The sequence below is a fragment of the Nocardioides sp. F233 genome, from assembly GCF_057813895.1.
This window is the reverse complement of record NZ_JBVASH010000005.1, coordinates 75,372-91,262: the sequence shown is the minus strand read 5'-3', so window position 1 is coordinate 91,262 and position 15,891 is coordinate 75,372. Positions and strand designations below refer to the sequence as shown.

General features: G+C 71.5%; 14 protein-coding genes. 5 read left to right on the top strand and 9 right to left on the bottom strand.

From position 1 onward, the window contains the following. Positions 1–38 precede the first annotated feature (38 nt). The 5 genes from ACZYRU_RS19430 to ACZYRU_RS19410 are packed head-to-tail and all read right to left on the bottom strand — an operon-like array spanning position 39 to position 5,278. On the bottom strand, positions 39–860 hold the full coding sequence (locus ACZYRU_RS19430) for an SDR family NAD(P)-dependent oxidoreductase (protein ID WP_488958745.1): 822 nt from the start codon (positions 858–860) through the stop codon (positions 39–41). Beyond that, on the bottom strand, positions 847–1,713 hold the full coding sequence (locus ACZYRU_RS19425) for an alpha/beta fold hydrolase (RefSeq protein WP_488958744.1): 867 nt from the start codon (positions 1,711–1,713) through the stop codon (positions 847–849). Before ACZYRU_RS19425 ends, ACZYRU_RS19430 begins: the two co-directional genes overlap by 14 nt. A 20-nt stretch (positions 1,714–1,733) precedes the next feature. Then, positions 1,734–3,641: a flavin-containing monooxygenase gene (locus tag ACZYRU_RS19420; protein WP_488958743.1), complete on the bottom strand. Its 1,908-nt coding sequence runs from the start codon at positions 3,639–3,641 to the stop codon at positions 1,734–1,736. Between the two features lie 15 nt (positions 3,642–3,656). Further along, positions 3,657–4,451, bottom strand: coding sequence for an alpha/beta fold hydrolase (locus ACZYRU_RS19415; RefSeq protein ID WP_488958742.1), 795 nt, complete (start codon positions 4,449–4,451; stop codon positions 3,657–3,659). Then, the gene (locus ACZYRU_RS19410; protein ID WP_488958741.1) at positions 4,448–5,278 is read right to left on the bottom strand and encodes an ABC transporter ATP-binding protein; all 831 of its coding nucleotides are present in this window, start codon (positions 5,276–5,278) and stop codon (positions 4,448–4,450) included. Before ACZYRU_RS19410 ends, ACZYRU_RS19415 begins: the two co-directional genes overlap by 4 nt. 229 nt (positions 5,279–5,507) lie before the next feature. Between ACZYRU_RS19410 and ACZYRU_RS19405 the strand changes: the two genes are divergently transcribed. The 5 genes from ACZYRU_RS19405 to ACZYRU_RS19385 all read left to right on the top strand — a co-directional run bounded on the left by ACZYRU_RS19405 (position 5,508) and on the right by ACZYRU_RS19385 (position 10,837). Next, the gene (locus tag ACZYRU_RS19405; RefSeq protein WP_488958740.1) at positions 5,508–6,338 is read left to right on the top strand and encodes an SDR family NAD(P)-dependent oxidoreductase; all 831 of its coding nucleotides are present in this window, start codon (positions 5,508–5,510) and stop codon (positions 6,336–6,338) included. Positions 6,339–6,369: 31 nt separating this feature from the next. Next, positions 6,370–7,233, top strand: coding sequence for an ABC transporter permease (locus tag ACZYRU_RS19400; RefSeq protein ID WP_488958739.1), 864 nt, complete (start codon positions 6,370–6,372; stop codon positions 7,231–7,233). Beyond that, a complete protein-coding gene (locus tag ACZYRU_RS19395) occupies positions 7,230–7,922 on the top strand; it encodes an SDR family NAD(P)-dependent oxidoreductase (protein WP_488958738.1) in 693 nt (230 codons plus the stop codon). Before ACZYRU_RS19400 ends, ACZYRU_RS19395 begins: the two co-directional genes overlap by 4 nt. A gap of 19 nt (positions 7,923–7,941) precedes the next feature. Further along, positions 7,942–9,090 (top strand): acyl-CoA dehydrogenase family protein, encoded by a 1,149-nt coding sequence (locus ACZYRU_RS19390; RefSeq protein WP_488958737.1) that lies wholly within the window; start codon positions 7,942–7,944, stop codon positions 9,088–9,090. 298 nt (positions 9,091–9,388) lie between these two features. After that, positions 9,389–10,837 carry a hypothetical protein gene (locus tag ACZYRU_RS19385; RefSeq protein ID WP_488958736.1) on the top strand — a complete coding sequence of 483 codons (1,449 nt, stop codon included), beginning with the start codon at positions 9,389–9,391 and terminating at the stop codon, positions 10,835–10,837. A 51-nt stretch (positions 10,838–10,888) separates the two neighbouring features. Here ACZYRU_RS19385 and ACZYRU_RS19380 read toward each other — a convergent pair whose 3' ends face one another. Genes ACZYRU_RS19380 through ACZYRU_RS19365 form a run of 4 tightly spaced genes read right to left on the bottom strand, consistent with a single transcriptional unit; the run spans position 10,889 to position 15,888 of the window. Next, positions 10,889–12,451, bottom strand: coding sequence for an ABC transporter substrate-binding protein (locus ACZYRU_RS19380; protein ID WP_488958735.1), 1,563 nt, complete (start codon positions 12,449–12,451; stop codon positions 10,889–10,891). 22 nt (positions 12,452–12,473) lie between these two features. Next, positions 12,474–13,568 carry an amidohydrolase family protein gene (locus ACZYRU_RS19375; protein ID WP_488958734.1) on the bottom strand — a complete coding sequence of 365 codons (1,095 nt, stop codon included), beginning with the start codon at positions 13,566–13,568 and terminating at the stop codon, positions 12,474–12,476. Between the two features lie 11 nt (positions 13,569–13,579). Beyond that, the gene (locus tag ACZYRU_RS19370) at positions 13,580–14,800 is read right to left on the bottom strand and encodes a M24 family metallopeptidase (protein ID WP_488958733.1); all 1,221 of its coding nucleotides are present in this window, start codon (positions 14,798–14,800) and stop codon (positions 13,580–13,582) included. Next, complete coding sequence (locus ACZYRU_RS19365) at positions 14,797–15,888, bottom strand: sugar phosphate isomerase/epimerase family protein (RefSeq protein WP_488958732.1); 1,092 nt, start codon at positions 15,886–15,888, stop codon at positions 14,797–14,799. The genes ACZYRU_RS19370 and ACZYRU_RS19365 overlap by 4 nt, the downstream gene beginning before the upstream one ends. Positions 15,889–15,891: the final 3 nt, after the last annotated feature.

Here is a 15,891-nt window from a genome sequence, read left to right as displayed (position 1 = left end):
GGCTGATAGGGCTTGTGAGACCGGGGTCACATGCAGGCTCACAGCGGGATGTCGTCGAGCCCGGTCGAGTCCGTGGAGAGCGACCCGCCCTCGACCGGGATGGTGGCGCCGGTGATGTAGCCGGCGGCCGACGAGAGCAGGAAGGCGACCGTGGCAGCGACCTCGTAGGGCTGCCCGAGCCGACCGAGCATGGTGCGCGCCGACAGCATCGGCTCCGCCTGGGCGCCGGCCCCGCTGACGAACCGCGGGGACAGGAACAGACCGGGCGCGACGGCGTTGACGCGGACCCCGCGGTCGCCGTACTCCGCGGCGAGCTGCTTGACCCAGACCTCCAGGGCGGCCTTCGCCGGCCCGTAGCCGGGCGAACGACGGCCCGCGCGGGCACCCATCACGCTCGACACGTGCACGATCGCCCCGGCAGGGCTCTGCGCGACGCGCGGTGCCAGGGTCTGGCCGAGCAGGAAGGCGTGGTGCAGGTTGACCCGCAGGTCCTGCTGCCATTCCGCGAGGCTGAACTCGCCCAGGGCCTTGCGCTGCATCTGGCCGATCACGTCGACGTACCCGTCGAGGACGTCGACCTCCGCGTCGATCACCGCGGCGAGCGCCGCGGCGCCCTCCTCGGTCGTCACGTCGGCGACGACGTGGATCGCCTTGAGGTCGGTGGCGACGGCACGCACGCTCGCCTCGTCGATGTCGACGCAGACGACCTGGGCGCCCATCGCCACGAGCGTGCGCGCGACGTGCTCGCCGATTCCGGCGCCCGCACCGATGACCGCGTAGGTGCGGCCGTCGAGGCGGAACAGCGCGGAGTGGTCGACCTCGGTCGCACCGACCGGGTGCAGGGGGTCACTCGGCAGCACTCGTGGCTCCTTCGCGGGTCAGGCCGGCAGCGCCGGCGAGGAAGTCCTCCAGCACCTGCCAGGTCTCCTCGGGGTGGGAGATGTTCGGCGAGTGCTTGCGCGGCAGCTCGGCGACCCGGGCCTGGGGAAGCACCTCGCGCAGGTGGCCGGTCCAGGCCTGGTCGACGAGCGGGTCCTCCGTGCAGGCGACCAGCAGCACCGGCTGCTCGACGCCGGCGAGCGAGGCCGGGTACGGGTCGGCGGGGCGCTCGACCTGGAGCGCGTCGGGGACGGGCGTGTGGATCGCCATCACGCCGGCGTAGTGCCCGGGGACGACGGCCCAGCGGTAGCGCTCGCGGACCTGGTCGTCGATGCCGGCGTAGTCGTCGACGAGCAGCCCGACGATGCGTCGTACGTCGGCCTCGGTGCCGTCGAACGGACCGAGCGCCGCGCCGGCCTCGGTCCGCCAGGGACCGCCCGTGCCGCTGATCGTGGTGGCGGACGCGATCCGCGCCCGGAGCGCCGGGTCGGTGAGGGCACGCAGCGCGACCGAGCCGCCGAAGGACGAGCCGACGAGGTGCACCGGCTCGGTGATGCCGAGCTGGTCGAGCAGCGCGAGCACGTGGCGCAGCCGGAAGCCGAAGGGCGCCTGGTCGAGGCGGATCGCCTTGGCGCTGCCGCCGAAGCCGAGCAGGTCGGGGGCGATCACGCGGAAGCGCTCCGCGGCCAGCGGCAGCACGCCGCCCCAGGTGACGTCGGCGCTCGCGCCCCACGCTCCGTCGTGGAGGAACACCACGACAGGGGCGCCCTCCGGGCCGCCGTGCAGGTAGCGGGTCTCGAGGTCGTTGACGACGACGGTCTCGGTCTGGATCACGGGGTTGTTCTCCTCAGGTCTCACGCGATGTCGTAGAGCTCGGGCTGCGCGGCGGCGGTGCCGTGCAGGTAACGCTGGGCGGGGAGCGGCCACATGACGGTCGAGCGGCCCTCGGCGTTGTGGTACCAGCTGTGGGTCTTGGACCAGCCCCATGCACGCAGGGCGCTCTGCTCGGCGATCTCGTCCTGGTAGCGCTCGAAGACGTCGGCGCGCAGGTCCATGGACCGGTGCCCGCCCTCGAGCAGCATCCGCATCGCGTCGACGACGTACGCCGCCTGGCACTCGAGGAAGAAGACGAGGTTGCCGTGCACCACCAGGTTGGTGTTGGGGCCGTAGGCGCAGAACAGGTTGGGGAACCCGGGGATCGTGATGCCCATGTACGCCGCCGCGTCGATGCCCCACAGCTCGTGCAGGTCGCGGCCGTCGCGGCCGGTGATCTGCATCGGCATGAGGTACTCCGCGGCCTTGAACCCGGTGCCGAACAGGATCACGTCGGCCTCGACGTGCTTGCCGTCGGACGTCCAGATGCCCGTCTCGTCCGCGCGCGTGACGCCGCCGGTCACCAGCCGCACGTTGTCCCGCTTGAGGGTCGCGACCCAGGTGCCGTCGTCGCGCACGATCCGCTTCGAGCCCGGCGGGTAGTCGGGGACGATCGCCTCGGCCAGGTCGGTGCGCTCGCCCGCCTGCTGAAGCAGGTAGCCGGTCAGCATCTGCCGCAGCTGCTCGTTCTCCGCGGAGACGGCCCGCTCGGTCGGCGGGTAGTCCGGGTCGACGGTGACCGCCGAGAGCTGGCCGATGACGCGCGGCAGGAAGATCGAGAGCCGGTAGTAGGCGCGGTACAGCGGCAGGCAGGCGAGCAGCCAGCGCTCGTCGGCGTCGATGTCCCGGCGCAGCTCGGGCGTCGGCATCAGCCACGGCGCGCTGCGCTGCACGATGGTCACCTGCTCGGCGACCTTCGCGACGGCGGGCGCGAACTGCAGCGCGCTCGCGCCGGTCCCGATCACGGCCACCCGCTTGCCGGCGAGGTCGACGGAGTGGTCCCACTCGGCGGAGTGGAAGGCTGGGCCGGCGAACTTCTCGAGTCCCTCGATCGCCGGGATCGAGGGACGGTTGAGCTGACCGACGGCGCTGATCAGGACGGAGTACGACGTGGTCGTCTCGCGCTGCTCGTCGTCGACCGCGGTCACCGACCAGGTGTGGGAGTCCTCGTCCCACGTGGCCGAGGCGACCGCCGTACCGAACCGGATGTGCTCGAGGAGGCCGTTCTTCTCGGCGAAGCCGCGCAGGTAGTCGAGGATCACCGACTGCCGGCAGAAGTACGACGGCCAGTCGTGCGGGTGGAACGAGTACGTGTAGATGTGGCTGTGGACGTCGGTGCGGCAGTCCGGGTAGGTGTTCTCGCTCCAGGTGCCGCCGACCTCGTGGCTCTTCTCGTAGATCGTGAACGGGATCCCCGCCTGCTTCATCCGCAGTGCCGAGAGCAGCCCGGAGATGCCGGTGCCGACGATGGCGACGTCGAAGGTGCGGCCCGGCGCGAGCTCCTCGAGCGTCCAGCGCGGCGCCCGCGGGTCGGCGCCGTCGGGCACGAAGGCGGCGGCGATCAGGTCGTCGATCCCGTCGGCGGCGGCGCCGAGGCTCCACCGGCCGATCGCCTCGAGCACTCCGGCGGGCGGCTCGACGTGGACCGGCCGGTCCTCGGCGAGAGCGGTCTCGAGCCGGTCGAGGGCGAAGGCGCGCGCGGCGTCCGCGACCTCCGGTGCCAGGCCGCTCGCGGGCAGCAGCGCCGGGTCGGGCCGCCACTCGTCGCGCAGGACGGACACGTCGCCGGTGACGTGGGCGACGGTCATGAGGAGCGCCGGCACCTCGGTCGAGGCCGCGCGGGCGCGGATCTCCTCGATCGTGGGGAAGCTCGGGATGGTGCTGGTCATCGTGGGGTCTCCCGGTCAGGCGATGGGGTGCTCGTCGAGGAAGGTCCGCACCTCGGCCGCGAAGGCAGCCGGGTCGGTGAGGGCGAAGAGGTGGGGGCCGGGCACGGACACGCGCCGCGAGCCGGGGTACTTGGCCGCGAGCGCGTCGATCGCCGCCGGCGGGGCGCTGACGTCGGCGTCACCGCCGACGACGAGGGTCGGTACCGCCGGCTCCGGCGGGCCGAACCGGCCGACGTCGAGCATCGCCTCGAGGGCGTCGGCGTGCACCCGGGTGCTGGTCCGCTCGAGGGTGGTCCGGGCCCGGTCGACGTCCGCGGCCGCACCGTCGTCGCCGAACCAGCGCTCGAGGGTGACCGGCACCAGGGCGCCCATGTCGGGGGCGGAGCGGACGCCGGCGAGGCGCTGCAGTGCGCCCTCGCGGGCGTCCTCGGCGAACCCGCCGCCGGTCGCGCTCAGCACCAGCGCCTCGACCCGGGCCGGGGCGGTCGCCGCGAGCGCCTGGGCGACCATGCCGCCCATCGAGACACCGAGCACGACCGAGCGGTCGATGCCGAGGTGGTCCCACAGGTCGACGACATCGGCCGCGAGGCGAGCCAGGGTCATCGGCTCCGGGCCCTCGTCGCTGCCACCGTGGCCGCGGAAGTCGGGGCACACCACGCGGTACGACGCCCCGAGCTCCTCGGCGAGGCGTGCGTACCAGGAGCCGTCGAGGCTGAGCGTGTGCAGGGCGGTGACGACGCGGGGACCGGTGCCGAAGGTTCGGTGGGCGATCGTCGTACCGTCGGACGCGGCGAAGCGTGCTTCGCTCACTTGTCCCCCTGGGACGAGTCCACGGCCAGGACCTCCTTGCGGAGCAGGTCGGAGAGCTCCTCGAAGTGCTGGCGGAAGACGTCGGAGGAGGTGCGCATCTCCTGGGTGCGCGGACGCTCCAGGCCGATCTTGATGTCGGCGATGATCCGGCCCGGCCGGGCGGCCATCAGGATGACGCGGTCGCTGAGCAGGATCGCCTCCTCCAGGTCGTGGGTGACGAAGATGACCGTCGGCCGCTCCGCCTCCCACAGCCGGATGAACTCCTCCTGCTGGAAGGCGCGGGTCTGCGCGTCCAGCGCGGCGAAGGGCTCGTCCATCAGGACGACCTTCGGGCTCTGCACCAGGGTCCGCGCGATCGCGACCCGCTGCCGCATGCCCTGCGAGAGGTGGAGGACGTCGGACTCGGCGAAGTCGTGGAGCCGGACCCGCTTGAGCCACTCGGTGGCCCGCTCGCGCCGCTCCTTCTTGGGCACGCCACGCACCTCGAGGCCGAGCTCGACGTTGCTGCGCACCCGGCGCCACGGCAGGAGGGCGTCGCGGGCGAAGAGGAAGGCGACGTCCTCGGACGTCGAGCTGACCTCCTGACCGCCGAGCCGGACCGAGCCGACCCGCGGCCGGACCAGGCCGCCCGTCATGCTGAGCGCCGTGGTCTTGCCGCAGCCCGAGGGACCGACGATGCTCACGAACTCGGAGGGTGCGATGTCGAGGTTGAAGTCGTCGAGAACCTTCACGGCCCGCTTGCCGTGGATGAAGCTGTGCTCCACGTGCTCGAAGGTCACGCCGAGGCCGCGCGTCGCCTCGTCGCTGCGCACCGTGGTCGCCGTCATGTCATCACCTTCCAGCAAGGGGTCGTTCGTTCCCGAAGGGGGTCGCGAACAGGGGTTCCGCGACTCGAGAGCCCGAGGGTTTCACCGTGTGAGGCGGCTCACTCGCCCGGGTTGTTCGATCGTGGTTCAGGGCCTCCGGCGAGTCAAGGAAATCGGCGGCCGCCCGGGCTATCGGGGCGATAGGGGACGACGCGTTGCACCCGGACGTGACGCGCACCACGCTGCAACCATGACTTCCGGACAGCAGCCCCTGCCCATCGGGCGTGCGAGCTTCGACTTCGCCGGCCAGGTGGTCGTCGTGACCGGTGCCTCCGGCGGCATCGGCTCGGCCGTCGCCGACGCGTTCGGCGACGCCGGCGCGCGCCTCGTGCTCCACGGCCGCCGCGAGGACGCCCTCGAGTCGCTGGCCCGCAAGCTCGCCGAGCGCGGCATCGCGGCGGTCTGGGTGACCGGCAACATCCGCACCCGCGAGACGGCGGAGGCGATCCGCGACGCCGCGCTGTCGGCGTACGGCCGCATCGACGTGCTCGTCAACAACGCCGGCGGCAACTTCGGCGCCCGGCTGGAGACCCTCTCCCCCAACGCCTGGAACGCGACCGTCGAGGCCAACCTCAGCGGCGCCTTCCACTGCGCCACCGCCTGCCTGCCGACCTTCGAGCAGCAGGGCAGCGGCGTCATCGTCAACGTCGGCTCCGTGTCGGCCAACCACGCCCACCCGCTGCGCGGCGCGTACGCCGCCGCCAAGGCCGGGCTCGCCTCGCTGACCCGGACCATGGCCTGGGAGTGGGCGGACCGCGGGGTCCGGGTCAACTGCATCGAGCCCGGCGCCATCCTCACCGAGTCGTCCCGGTTCGCCGCCGAGGGCGACATCCTCCAGCGCGTCGAGAGGTACGTCGCGATCGGGCGGGTCGGCCGGCCCGAGGAGATCGCCGGCGCGTGCCTGTTCCTGTGCTCCGATGCCGCCAGCTACATCACCGGCGCGGTGCTGCCCGTCGCCGGCGGCCCCCTGACCTCCACGCCGGCCGACATCGACCTGGTCCGCCAGCCGGTCGACGCCTGACCGACCTCCACTTCCCGAGGAGCCCCTTCCCATGACCGAGCCCATGACCGAGAACGCCGTGACCTCCGCACCGGTCCAGCGCCCCCGTCCGGCCGCTGCCGACGACCGCGAGATCTTCGCCGAGCGGCGACGGGCCCGTCGTCGTACCTTCACCCTCGTCTGGGTCCTGCGCGTCGGCTTCCTCGTCGCCCTCTACCTGCTCTGGCAGCAGGCCACGACGCGCGGCTGGGTCGACCCGCTCCTGATCTCCACCCCGCGCGAGGTGTTCGACGCGTTCGGGCACCAGCTGACCGACTCGGTCTTCTGGGTCGACCTGCGCGCGACCTTCAGCGGCGCGATGGCCGGTCTGCTCGCCGGTGGTGTCGCCGGCATCCTGGCCGGGCTGGTGTTCTCCCGCTCCGAGGTGCTCGACCGCGCCGCGGCGCCGTACCTCACCCTGATGAACAGCCTCCCGCGCCCCGCACTCGCGCCGATCTTCATCCTCTGGTTCGGCCTGGGCTTCACGCCGAAGGCGCTGGTCGCCGCGAGCGTCGTGTTCTTCCTGCTGATGACCACCACGATGGCCGCGCTCAAGAGCATCGACCACGACGTCAGCCTGCTCACCCAGTCGCTGTCGATGAACGCCCGCCAGCGCTTCTTCAAGGTCGAGCTGCCGCACGCGCTGCCGAGCATCGTCGGCTCGCTCCGACTGGGCGCCGTCTACTCCGTCCTCGGCGCGGTCGTCTCCGAGATGGTCGGCGCCTACGAGGGCCTCGGCCAGCGCCTGGTCGTCACCACCAACAACTTCCAGGTCGCCGAGTCCTTCGCCGTCCTGCTCGCCATGGGCATCATGTCGATGGCCCTCGACTACGCGATCCTCGGCCTGCAGAAGCTGATGCGGAGCCGGATCCGATGAGCACCCCGCGCCCGGTCGTCCTCGTCACCGGGGGCGCCTCGGGCATCGGCCAGGCGGTGGCCGCCGCGCTGGCGGAGGACTGGCGGGTCGTCGTGCTGGACCGGGCCGGGGTGGGACCGGACGGCGTGTGCGCCGACGTCACCGACCCCGGTGTCGGAGCGTCCGTCGGCGCCGCGCTCTCCTCGCTCGGCGTGAGCCGGCTCGACGCGCTCGTCCACTGCGCCGCGGTCGCCGCCTTCGGCGCACTGGCCGAGATGACGCCGGAGGAGTGGCAACGGGTCCTGCGGGTCAACCTCGAGGGGACCATCAACCTGGTCCAGGCGCTGTCGCCCTCCCTCGCCGACCACGGTCGCGTGGTGCTGTTCTCCTCCGGTACGGCCTTCAGGGGCCCGGGCGGGGCCGCGGCGTACGCCGCCTCGAAGGCGGGCGTGATCGGCTTCGTGCGCAGCATGGCCGAGGAGCTCGGCGCCCGCGGCATCACCGTCAACTCGATCGCCCCCGGCCTGGTGGTGACCCCGATGAGCACCGCCATCGCCGGCACCGAGGACGGCAACATCGCCACCCGAGCCGTCAGGCGCGCCGCGACCACCGCCGACTTCGTCGAGCCGGTCCGGTTCTTCCTCTCCCCCGGTGCGTCCTTCGTGACCGGCCAGACCCTCGTCGTCGACGGGGGCTCCATCAAGCACTGAGCCCTGGAGGCACACCCGGATGCGTTCCATCTTCGGCCCCGACCACGAGGCCTTCCGCGACTCGGTCCGGGAGTTCCTCGACCGCCAGGTCCGTCCGTACGTCGACGAGTTCGCCGCCGACAAGGCGCTCCCGCGGACGTTCTGGACCGAGGCCGGCAAGCAGGGCCTGCTCGGCCTCGAGGTGCCGGCGGCGTACGGCGGTGAGCTCGACGGCGAGCCGGACTACCGGTTCAACGCGGTGCTCACCGAGGAGCTGGCCAAGGTCACCATGGCGCTCGCCAGCTGCTGGGGCATCCACGCCGACATCGTGGCGCCGTACCTCGTGCACCTGACGACCGAGGAGCAGCGCGAGCGCTGGCTTCCCGGCGTCTGCTCCGGCGACCTGCTGACCGCGATCGGGATGACCGAGCCCGGCGGCGGCTCCGACCTCGCCGCCCTGCGTACCACCGCGGTACGCGACGGCGACACGTTCGTCCTCAACGGCTCGAAGACCTTCATCACCAACGGCTACTCCGCCGACCTCGTCGTCGTGGCCGCCTCGACCTCACCCGGCAAGCGGGCGCGCGGGATCACGTTGTTCGGCGTACGCACGGACACACCGGGGTTCTCCCGCGGCCGCAAGCTCGACAAGGTCGGCCAGGCCGAGTCCGACACCGCCGAGCTGTTCCTCGAGGACGTCGTCGTCAGCGAGGCCGACGTGATCGGCGAGATCGACAACGGCTTCCCGCTGATGATGCAGCAGCTCCCGCAGGAGCGGCTCGGCGCCGCCGTCGGCAACCTCGCCCATGCCCGCCAGATCCTCGACGAGACCATCGCCTACGCCCGCGAGCGGACGGCGTTCGGCCAGCCGATCGGCAGCTTCCAGCACAACCAGTTCCTGCTCGCCGAGCTCGTCACCAAGGCCGACGTCACCCAAGCCTTCGTCGACCAGTGCATCCACGCCCACGCCCACGGCCGGCTCTCTCCCGTCGAGGCCGCGAAGGCGAAGTGGTGGACCGCCCAGGTCCAGAACGACATCCTCGACCACTGCGTCCAGCTGCACGGCGGCTACGGGTTCATGAACGAGTACCGGGTCGCCCGGGCCTGGCGGGATGCCCGGGTCACCAAGATCTGGGCGGGGTCGAACGAGATCATGAAGATGCTGATCGGGCGTGACCTGGGGCTGTGACGTCCTCGGTGGTTGAGGTACGAGGAGCGCCAGCGACGAGCCTCGCAACCTCCGGCCCTGCTTGCGAACTCTCAGCGGGCTTCGGTCGCGTCGCCGGCACAGTCCCTGAAAGGCGCAGCGACGAGGAGGGCGCGTAGGGGGCGGGTTCGGCGGTCGACCTACGGTTCCAACGGAGGTCGAGGAGGTCGCGCAGCGACCGTCACGAGACCCCGACACCATCCTCGAAACTCCCTAGAAACAAGGGGAAAGTCTTCCACCGACACTGGCTGTTCGAACATATGTGCGATAGAATCGACCCATGATCTCGGACCTCTCGGAAGCCACGCCGGAGCAGTTGCTCCACGCGGCCGAAGAGCGAGTCCGGGCGGGTCGCCAGGTCGAGGTCGACAAGCTCGAGCTGCTGCTCGCCTGGGCCGACCTGCACTCCGGTGACCCGCAGGCCGAGCCGGGAGCCGTGCCCGTGAGGTTCGGCGGACCGAAGCTGGTCGCCCTCGGCGGTGACGGCACGCCGGAGGTGGTCGACCTCGCGCTGGTCGAGATCGCCATCGCCCGCCACGAGAACGTCCTGGCCACCCGCAGTGCACTGGCGGATGCGTTGGACCTGCGCCACCGGCTGCCGCAGGTCTGGGCCGGTGTGAAGGGCGGGCGCTGCGAGGTCTGGGTGGTGCGAAAGGTCGCGCGGATGTCCCGCAAGCTCGACCGCCACCAGGTCCGGATCGTCGACGCCGCGGTCGCCGCCGCGCTGGACGAAGCACCCTCGCGGATCCTCACCATCGCGGAAGCCAAGGTGATCGAGGCCGACCCGGTCGCCCACGCCGAGCGGATCAGCGACAACCAGAAGAGCAAGGGTGTCTGGTACCCCCAACCCCGCCCCGGCTCACAGGTCGACGACACCGACAACACCGCCGGCATCGGCGTCGTGGTCGCCCGCATCGACGAAGCAGACGCGCTCGAGCACGCCCGGATGGTCGAGGACCTCGCCACCGCCCTCGCCGAGCACGCCGACGTTCCCGACGGCACAGAGCCGCTGGGCATGGACCACTGGCGCGCCGAAGCGTTCGCCATGCTCGCCGACCCCGCCGCCGTCCTCGCCTTCCTCGCCTCGATGTCCGACGACCCGGAGGCCGAGGAGCTCGCGCAGCCAACCCCGGAGGTCGAGGAGCTCGCGCAGCGAGCGTCACGAGACCCCCGCAACCCGACCGCGGACCTGACCATCCACCTCGCCCTGGACACCGACGGCACCCTCGGCCCCCTCGCCCGCATCGAGAACCTCGGCCCGCGACTCCTCGACCAGGTCCGAGACCTCCTCCGCCGCCACGCCAACATCACGGTCACCCCGGTGATCGACCTGCACACCGGCAGGTCGGTCAACGGCTACGAGCACCCCACCGACGTCAAGCGCCGCACCGAGCTCCGCACGATCGGCGACGTGTTCCCCCACGCCACCCGCCTCTTCGCCAAGCGAGGCAGGGCGCCGGACCACGACCACACGGTCCCCTACGACAAGCACGGTCCACCCGGCCAGACCGGCGACCACAACGACACACCGTTGTCGCGACATCACCACCGAGCCAAGACACACCTCGGCTTCACCGTGCTGCAACTCGGCCCCGACAAGTGGATCTGGGGCACACCCCACGGCCTCTACCGGCTCGTGACGACCACCGGCACCACCACGATCACCCGGGCCGAGTTCCACCTGCACGCACAGCAGGCGATCGTCCTCGCCGGCGCCTACGCCGCCTGAGCACAGAACGACGACCCGCGGCGGGCCCAGCCCACCGCGGGTCGTCTTCTCTCACTTCACGCGGAGCAGCCCCACGTTGAAGTCCTGCTGGGTCGGGGAGAACGGGATCTCCGCCACCCGGCCGTCCGAGATCACGTTGATCGACGGGTAGGCGACGTAGAGCAGTGCGTGGTCGGCGAGCACCTGGTTCTGCACCTTGGTGAACGACTCGCAGGCCTTGTCCGGGTCGGTCTCCTTCAGGCCCTCGTCGAGCCACTGGTCGACCTGGGGGTTGGCGTACCAGGTGAAGTTGGTCGAGCCGGCGTTCTTCGAGCCGTACTCGCGGTCCAGCTGCGGACCGGCCTCGGGGTACGACGAGAAGTCCCACGCGAGCGCGATGTCGGGCATCGTCGACTGCTTGGAGACCCGCTGCGCGTACTGCGGGAAGGTGACCGCCTGGAGCTCGCCCTCGAGGCCGATCTGCTTGAGCGAGTCCTGCAGCAGGGTGCCGGCGACGTTGAACTCGTCCACGGTGGGCTGGTAGGCGATGGACACCTTCGCGCCCTCGACACCGGCCTCCTGGATCAGCTGCTTGGCCTTGGTCAGGTCCTGCTTCGGCTCGCCGGCGTCGACGCGGCAGGCGATGCCCTCGGGCAGGATCGAGGTCGCGATCTCGCCCTCGCCGCCCATCGCGCTGCTCTGGTGGCCGGCGTAGTCGTAGGCCAGCTGGATCGCCTCGCGGACCTTCGGGTCCTTGGTGATGCCGCCCTGGGCGTTGAGCCAGGCGTAGGTCTCCCGCGGGACCGGGAGCGTCTGGATGGTGAAGCGCCCGTCCTTCTCGATCGCCTCGAGGTCGGGACCGGAGAGGTCCATCGAGAGGTTGGTGCTGCCGGACAGCAGCTCGTCGCGGCTGGCACTGTGGTCGCGCAGCATCCGCAGCACGAGCTCCTCGGGGCGCTTCGCGTCGAAGTCCCAGTAGTCGGCGTACCGCTTGAGCTGGAGCTCCTGCTTGGCCGAGTAGGTGCCCATCGTGAACGGGCCCGATCCGGCCTCGTGGGTGGCCAGCCAGGCCTGGGCGTCGTCGTCGCCCTCGTTCTCCTTCACCAGCGCGGAGTCCACGATGTAGATCGGGCTGAGGGCGCCGATGAACGTCGTGTCGGTGCTGGAGAGGGTGATGGCGACGGTGTGCGCGTCGACGGCCTCGGAGGACACGTAGTTCTCCAGGAAGGCGGCGACGCCGGACCCGATCTTCTTGTCGCGGTCGAGGGTGTAGACCACGTCGTCGGCCGTGAAGGCGTTGCCCGAGTGGAACTTCACGTCGTCACGCAGGGTGAGGGTGAGGTGCGTGGCGGACGCGTCGTACTCCCACTTGGTGGCGAGCTGCGGGATCATCGTGCCGTCGGCGTCGTAGTCGACCAGACGGTCGTAGAGGCCCGCGACGTTGAAGTCGTTGTGCGCGTCGGCCGACTGCACCGGGTCGAGCGTCTCGGCGATGTTCGTGGTCCCGATGATGATCGGGTCGTCACCACCGCTCTTGCTGGAGTCCCCGGCCTGCATGTTGCACGCCGTCAGTGCGAGGGTGCCGGTGAGCGTGACGACGCCGGCCTTGAGCGCTCGGGAGAGCTGCCGTTCCATGGATGTCCCTTTCATCAGATCATCAGAGGTGTTCGATCAGGCGCGACCACGTCTCGACGCGGCGTGTGCTGAGCCAGCTACCGGCTCGCATCACGTCCCGCCCCGCGGGTGGGTTGGCCAGGGCCTCGGCCGCGGATGCGGCCTCGAGTACGACGAGGTCGGCCGGCCCGCCCTCGTACAGCTCCCGCTCTCCGAGGCCGACCGCCGTCGCGGCACGTCCTCCAACCAGCTCGAGAGCGAGCTCCAGGTCGGCGTCGACCCGGAAGTTCGATTGATAGGCCACGTCCCGAGCGGTAGCCAGCGGATCGCCGGTGCCGAAGGGCCCGGCGTCACGCATGTTGCCGGTGCCCGCGAGCACGTCGACACCGAGGTCGACGAGCCGGCGGACAGGCGGCATCGGACCCGCGGGTCCGTTGGTGAGCACCGCGACGCCGGCCTCCGCCAGCAGCGCGGGTACGGCGTCGCGGTCGCGACCCTCGAGGGTGCCGAGCCCGTGGCCGTGGCTGACCACGACCCGGCCGCCCAGGGAGAGGGCGCGGGTGCGCTCGGCGACCGCGCGCAGCTCGACGGCCGCGACCGGACCGGTGGTGTGCAGGTCGATGTCGACCCGTGCGCCGTGCCGGTCCGCGAGCCCGAACACCACGTCGAGGTGGCCGTCCACGTCCTCGTCGACCGTCGCAGGGTCCAGCCCACCGACGACCTCCGCGCCCTGGGTGAGCGCCTCGTCGAGAAGCTTGGCCACCTGCTCGCCCCAGCGGGTGATGCCGTGGCGCGGGAACGCCGCCACCTGGACGTCGAGCAGCCCGGTGAGCATCTCCCGCAGCCGCAGCGCATCGTCGATCCTGCTCAGGGCGAGGTCGGTGTCGACGTCGACGTGCGCGCGGACCGCGCCGGCGCCGTACTCGATCATCCGCTGCGCGTGCTGCTGCAGCCGGTCGAAGGACACCTGGCCGTCGACGAAGAGCGGCAGGACCAGTCGTGCGCCGAGGTCCGTCTCCCCGCCGGCGATGCGCGCGGCCGAGGCCGGCCGGATGGTCCGGACCCGGTCACCCTCGATGACGAGGTCGACGAGCCGGCCGTCGCGGCCCCGGCCGTTGCGCAGCGTGGTGGTGGACATGCGGTGATCGCTCAGACGACGTTGAGGCGGTTGGGGATGTCGTTGAGCTCCTCGACGCCATTGGCCGAGAGCAGCACCGTGCCGCCGATGCAGACCCGCTGCCCGTCGCGCAGCGCGTTCGGCTCGAACGCGAAGGCGTGGCCCTCCTGGATGACGAAGTCGCCGTCGATGGCGTGGCCCGACGGGAGGTGCGGCAGGTTGGCCAGGCCCTGGTCCACGCCGGGGTTCAGGCGGGTCGCGCTGTTGTAGATCGGCGAGACGGTCTGCACCATCGGGCCGGTGTTCCAGGTGCCGGAGGCCGTCAGCGGCTCCTCCATGATCGCGGCCAGCTCCGAGAACCGCATGCCCGGCTTGAGCGCGGCGATGCCCGCTCGGTACGACGCGAGGCAGACCTCCTCCAGCTCCCTGCGCAGCGTGCTGGGCTCGCCGATCGACACGTCGATCTGCTGCTGCGACTCCTGGCCGGCGTAGAACGCGAAGATCTCGGCCGCGATGGTGTCGCCCTGCTGGAGGATGCGCGGCGCACCACCCATCTCGAACCACTCCGGGATCGACCAGGCGGCCATGCTGGCGCCGGCCCGCTCGAGCATGAACGGCCAGCGCACCCAGCCGCCGCCGGCGATGATCGCCTGGAAGGAGGCGGCCGCGACCTCGTGCTCGTTGCCGCCGGCCCGCGCGGTCTCGACGAACGCCCTGCAGGCGGCCTCGCCGAGGGAGGCGGCCTTGCGCAGCAGCACCTGCTCCTCGGGGCTCTTGATGATCATCAGCGACTCGTACGGCGTCGCGACGTCGACCCACTGCACGTCGGGGAGCAGGCCGAGGATCCGCTGCCAGGTGGTCCAGGCGATGGATCCGTCGCCTTCACCGACGAAGCGGCCGGTCAGGCCGACGATGCCGACCCGGCTGCGCTCGAGCCCGCGCTCACGGATCGCATCGGTGAGGTTGGCGAGGGTGTCGCCGTGCTTCCACTCGGGGGCCCAGCGCTCCCAGCGAGAGCCCTGGGCGTCGTACCAGTCGAGCGGGACGTCGCCCATGAAGACGATCGGGTCGTCCTGCTGGGTGATCAGGACGGTGTCGGTGCCCTCGTTGGTCAGGTAGGAGTCCGCGCGGTCGCGGCCGGTGCCGAACACGACGAGCCCGTCGACGTCCTGCTCCTTCATCAGCCCTCGCACGGCCGCCCAGCGGCGGTCGCGCTCGGCGAGGCTGAGGGTGGGGTAGGTCTGGTCGGTCATGCGATGACGCTCCTGTCGGTCTGCAATGTCTGCTGGGGGTGGAGGGGAAGCCCCGCCGAGGCGAGGACGGTGCGGAGGTGCTGGGCGCTGCGGTCGATGAAGTCGAGTGACTCGAGCTCGCCGACCGGGGAGTGCAGCTCCTCCCAGCCGGCCGCCTCGCCGCGGGCCACGCGGTCGGCGTACGTCGTGGTCAGGCGGACGACCTCGAACGCCTCGGCCACCGTGAGGTCGGGATGTCCCGCCTGCCAGGCGGGGTCGTGGACCTGGAGGTCCATCTCGGCGCGCTCGGGGTCGACGATCCCCTCGACGGAGAGCATCAGGTCGCGGCCGGCGAGCGGCACGAGCAGCCGCTCCCAGTCGATGACGCCCTCACCGCACGGGGCGAGCACCCGGGCGATGCCGGTGGGCCGGAAGAACAGGGCGGCGTCACGGACGTGCGTGGCCCGCACGTACGGCGCGATCCGCTCCACCGCCGCGACCGGGTCCTCGCAGCGGACCAGCACGTTGGCGGTGTCGAAGGTGATGCCGAGGACGTCCGGCCCGACGGACTCGACGAGCCGGACCAGCTCGAAGGTGGTGATCTCCTCGTGGGTCTCGAGGTTGAGGTGGACGCCGTGCTCACGCAGCACCGGGGCGAGCCGGTGCAGGAGCTTCTCGGTGGCGGCGAGCTGCTCGGACCAGTCGACGTCCGTGCGGAAGCGGTCGAAGGCGTACCGGCCGGCGATCCGGAACTGGTAGTTGGCGGTGGCCGACCACAGCTCCCGGATCCCCGCCGCTGCGGCGACCTCGACCATCCGGGTCATCGCGCGGAGGTAGTCGCCACCGCCGAGGGCCCGGATCGCGGGCGCCTCGGGGGTGGCGAACGGGTTGACCTTGCCGGCGCCGGCCTCGACCCGCTGGTCGAGGTCGGCGGCGAGGGCCATCACCTCCCGGACCTCGCCGAGGTCCAGGGTCAGGCTCAGCTCGAGGATCGAGCGGAAGTAGACGCCCTGCAGCCCACGATCCGCCGCCCGCTCGACGACCGAGGTCGCCGGGCGGGAGTGCGGGAGCCCGAACTTCGAGCTGTCGACGCCGATCCGGAAGGACACGTG

Coding starts and splice junctions, on each gene's coding strand:
- ACZYRU_RS19410 (WP_488958741.1), bottom strand. CDS start 5,278: ATGACGGCGACCACGGTGCGCAGCGACGAGGCGACGCGCGGCCTCGGC.
- ACZYRU_RS19380 (WP_488958735.1), bottom strand. CDS start 12,451: ATGGAACGGCAGCTCTCCCGAGCGCTCAAGGCCGGCGTCGTCACGCTC.
- ACZYRU_RS19385 (WP_488958736.1), top strand. CDS start 9,389: ATGATCTCGGACCTCTCGGAAGCCACGCCGGAGCAGTTGCTCCACGCG.
- ACZYRU_RS19390 (WP_488958737.1), top strand. CDS start 7,942: ATGCGTTCCATCTTCGGCCCCGACCACGAGGCCTTCCGCGACTCGGTC.
- ACZYRU_RS19375 (WP_488958734.1), bottom strand. CDS start 13,568: ATGTCCACCACCACGCTGCGCAACGGCCGGGGCCGCGACGGCCGGCTC.
- ACZYRU_RS19405 (WP_488958740.1), top strand. CDS start 5,508: ATGACTTCCGGACAGCAGCCCCTGCCCATCGGGCGTGCGAGCTTCGAC.
- ACZYRU_RS19395 (WP_488958738.1), top strand. CDS start 7,230: ATGAGCACCCCGCGCCCGGTCGTCCTCGTCACCGGGGGCGCCTCGGGC.
- ACZYRU_RS19370 (WP_488958733.1), bottom strand. CDS start 14,800: ATGACCGACCAGACCTACCCCACCCTCAGCCTCGCCGAGCGCGACCGC.
- ACZYRU_RS19400 (WP_488958739.1), top strand. CDS start 6,370: ATGACCGAGCCCATGACCGAGAACGCCGTGACCTCCGCACCGGTCCAG.
- ACZYRU_RS19420 (WP_488958743.1), bottom strand. CDS start 3,641: ATGACCAGCACCATCCCGAGCTTCCCCACGATCGAGGAGATCCGCGCC.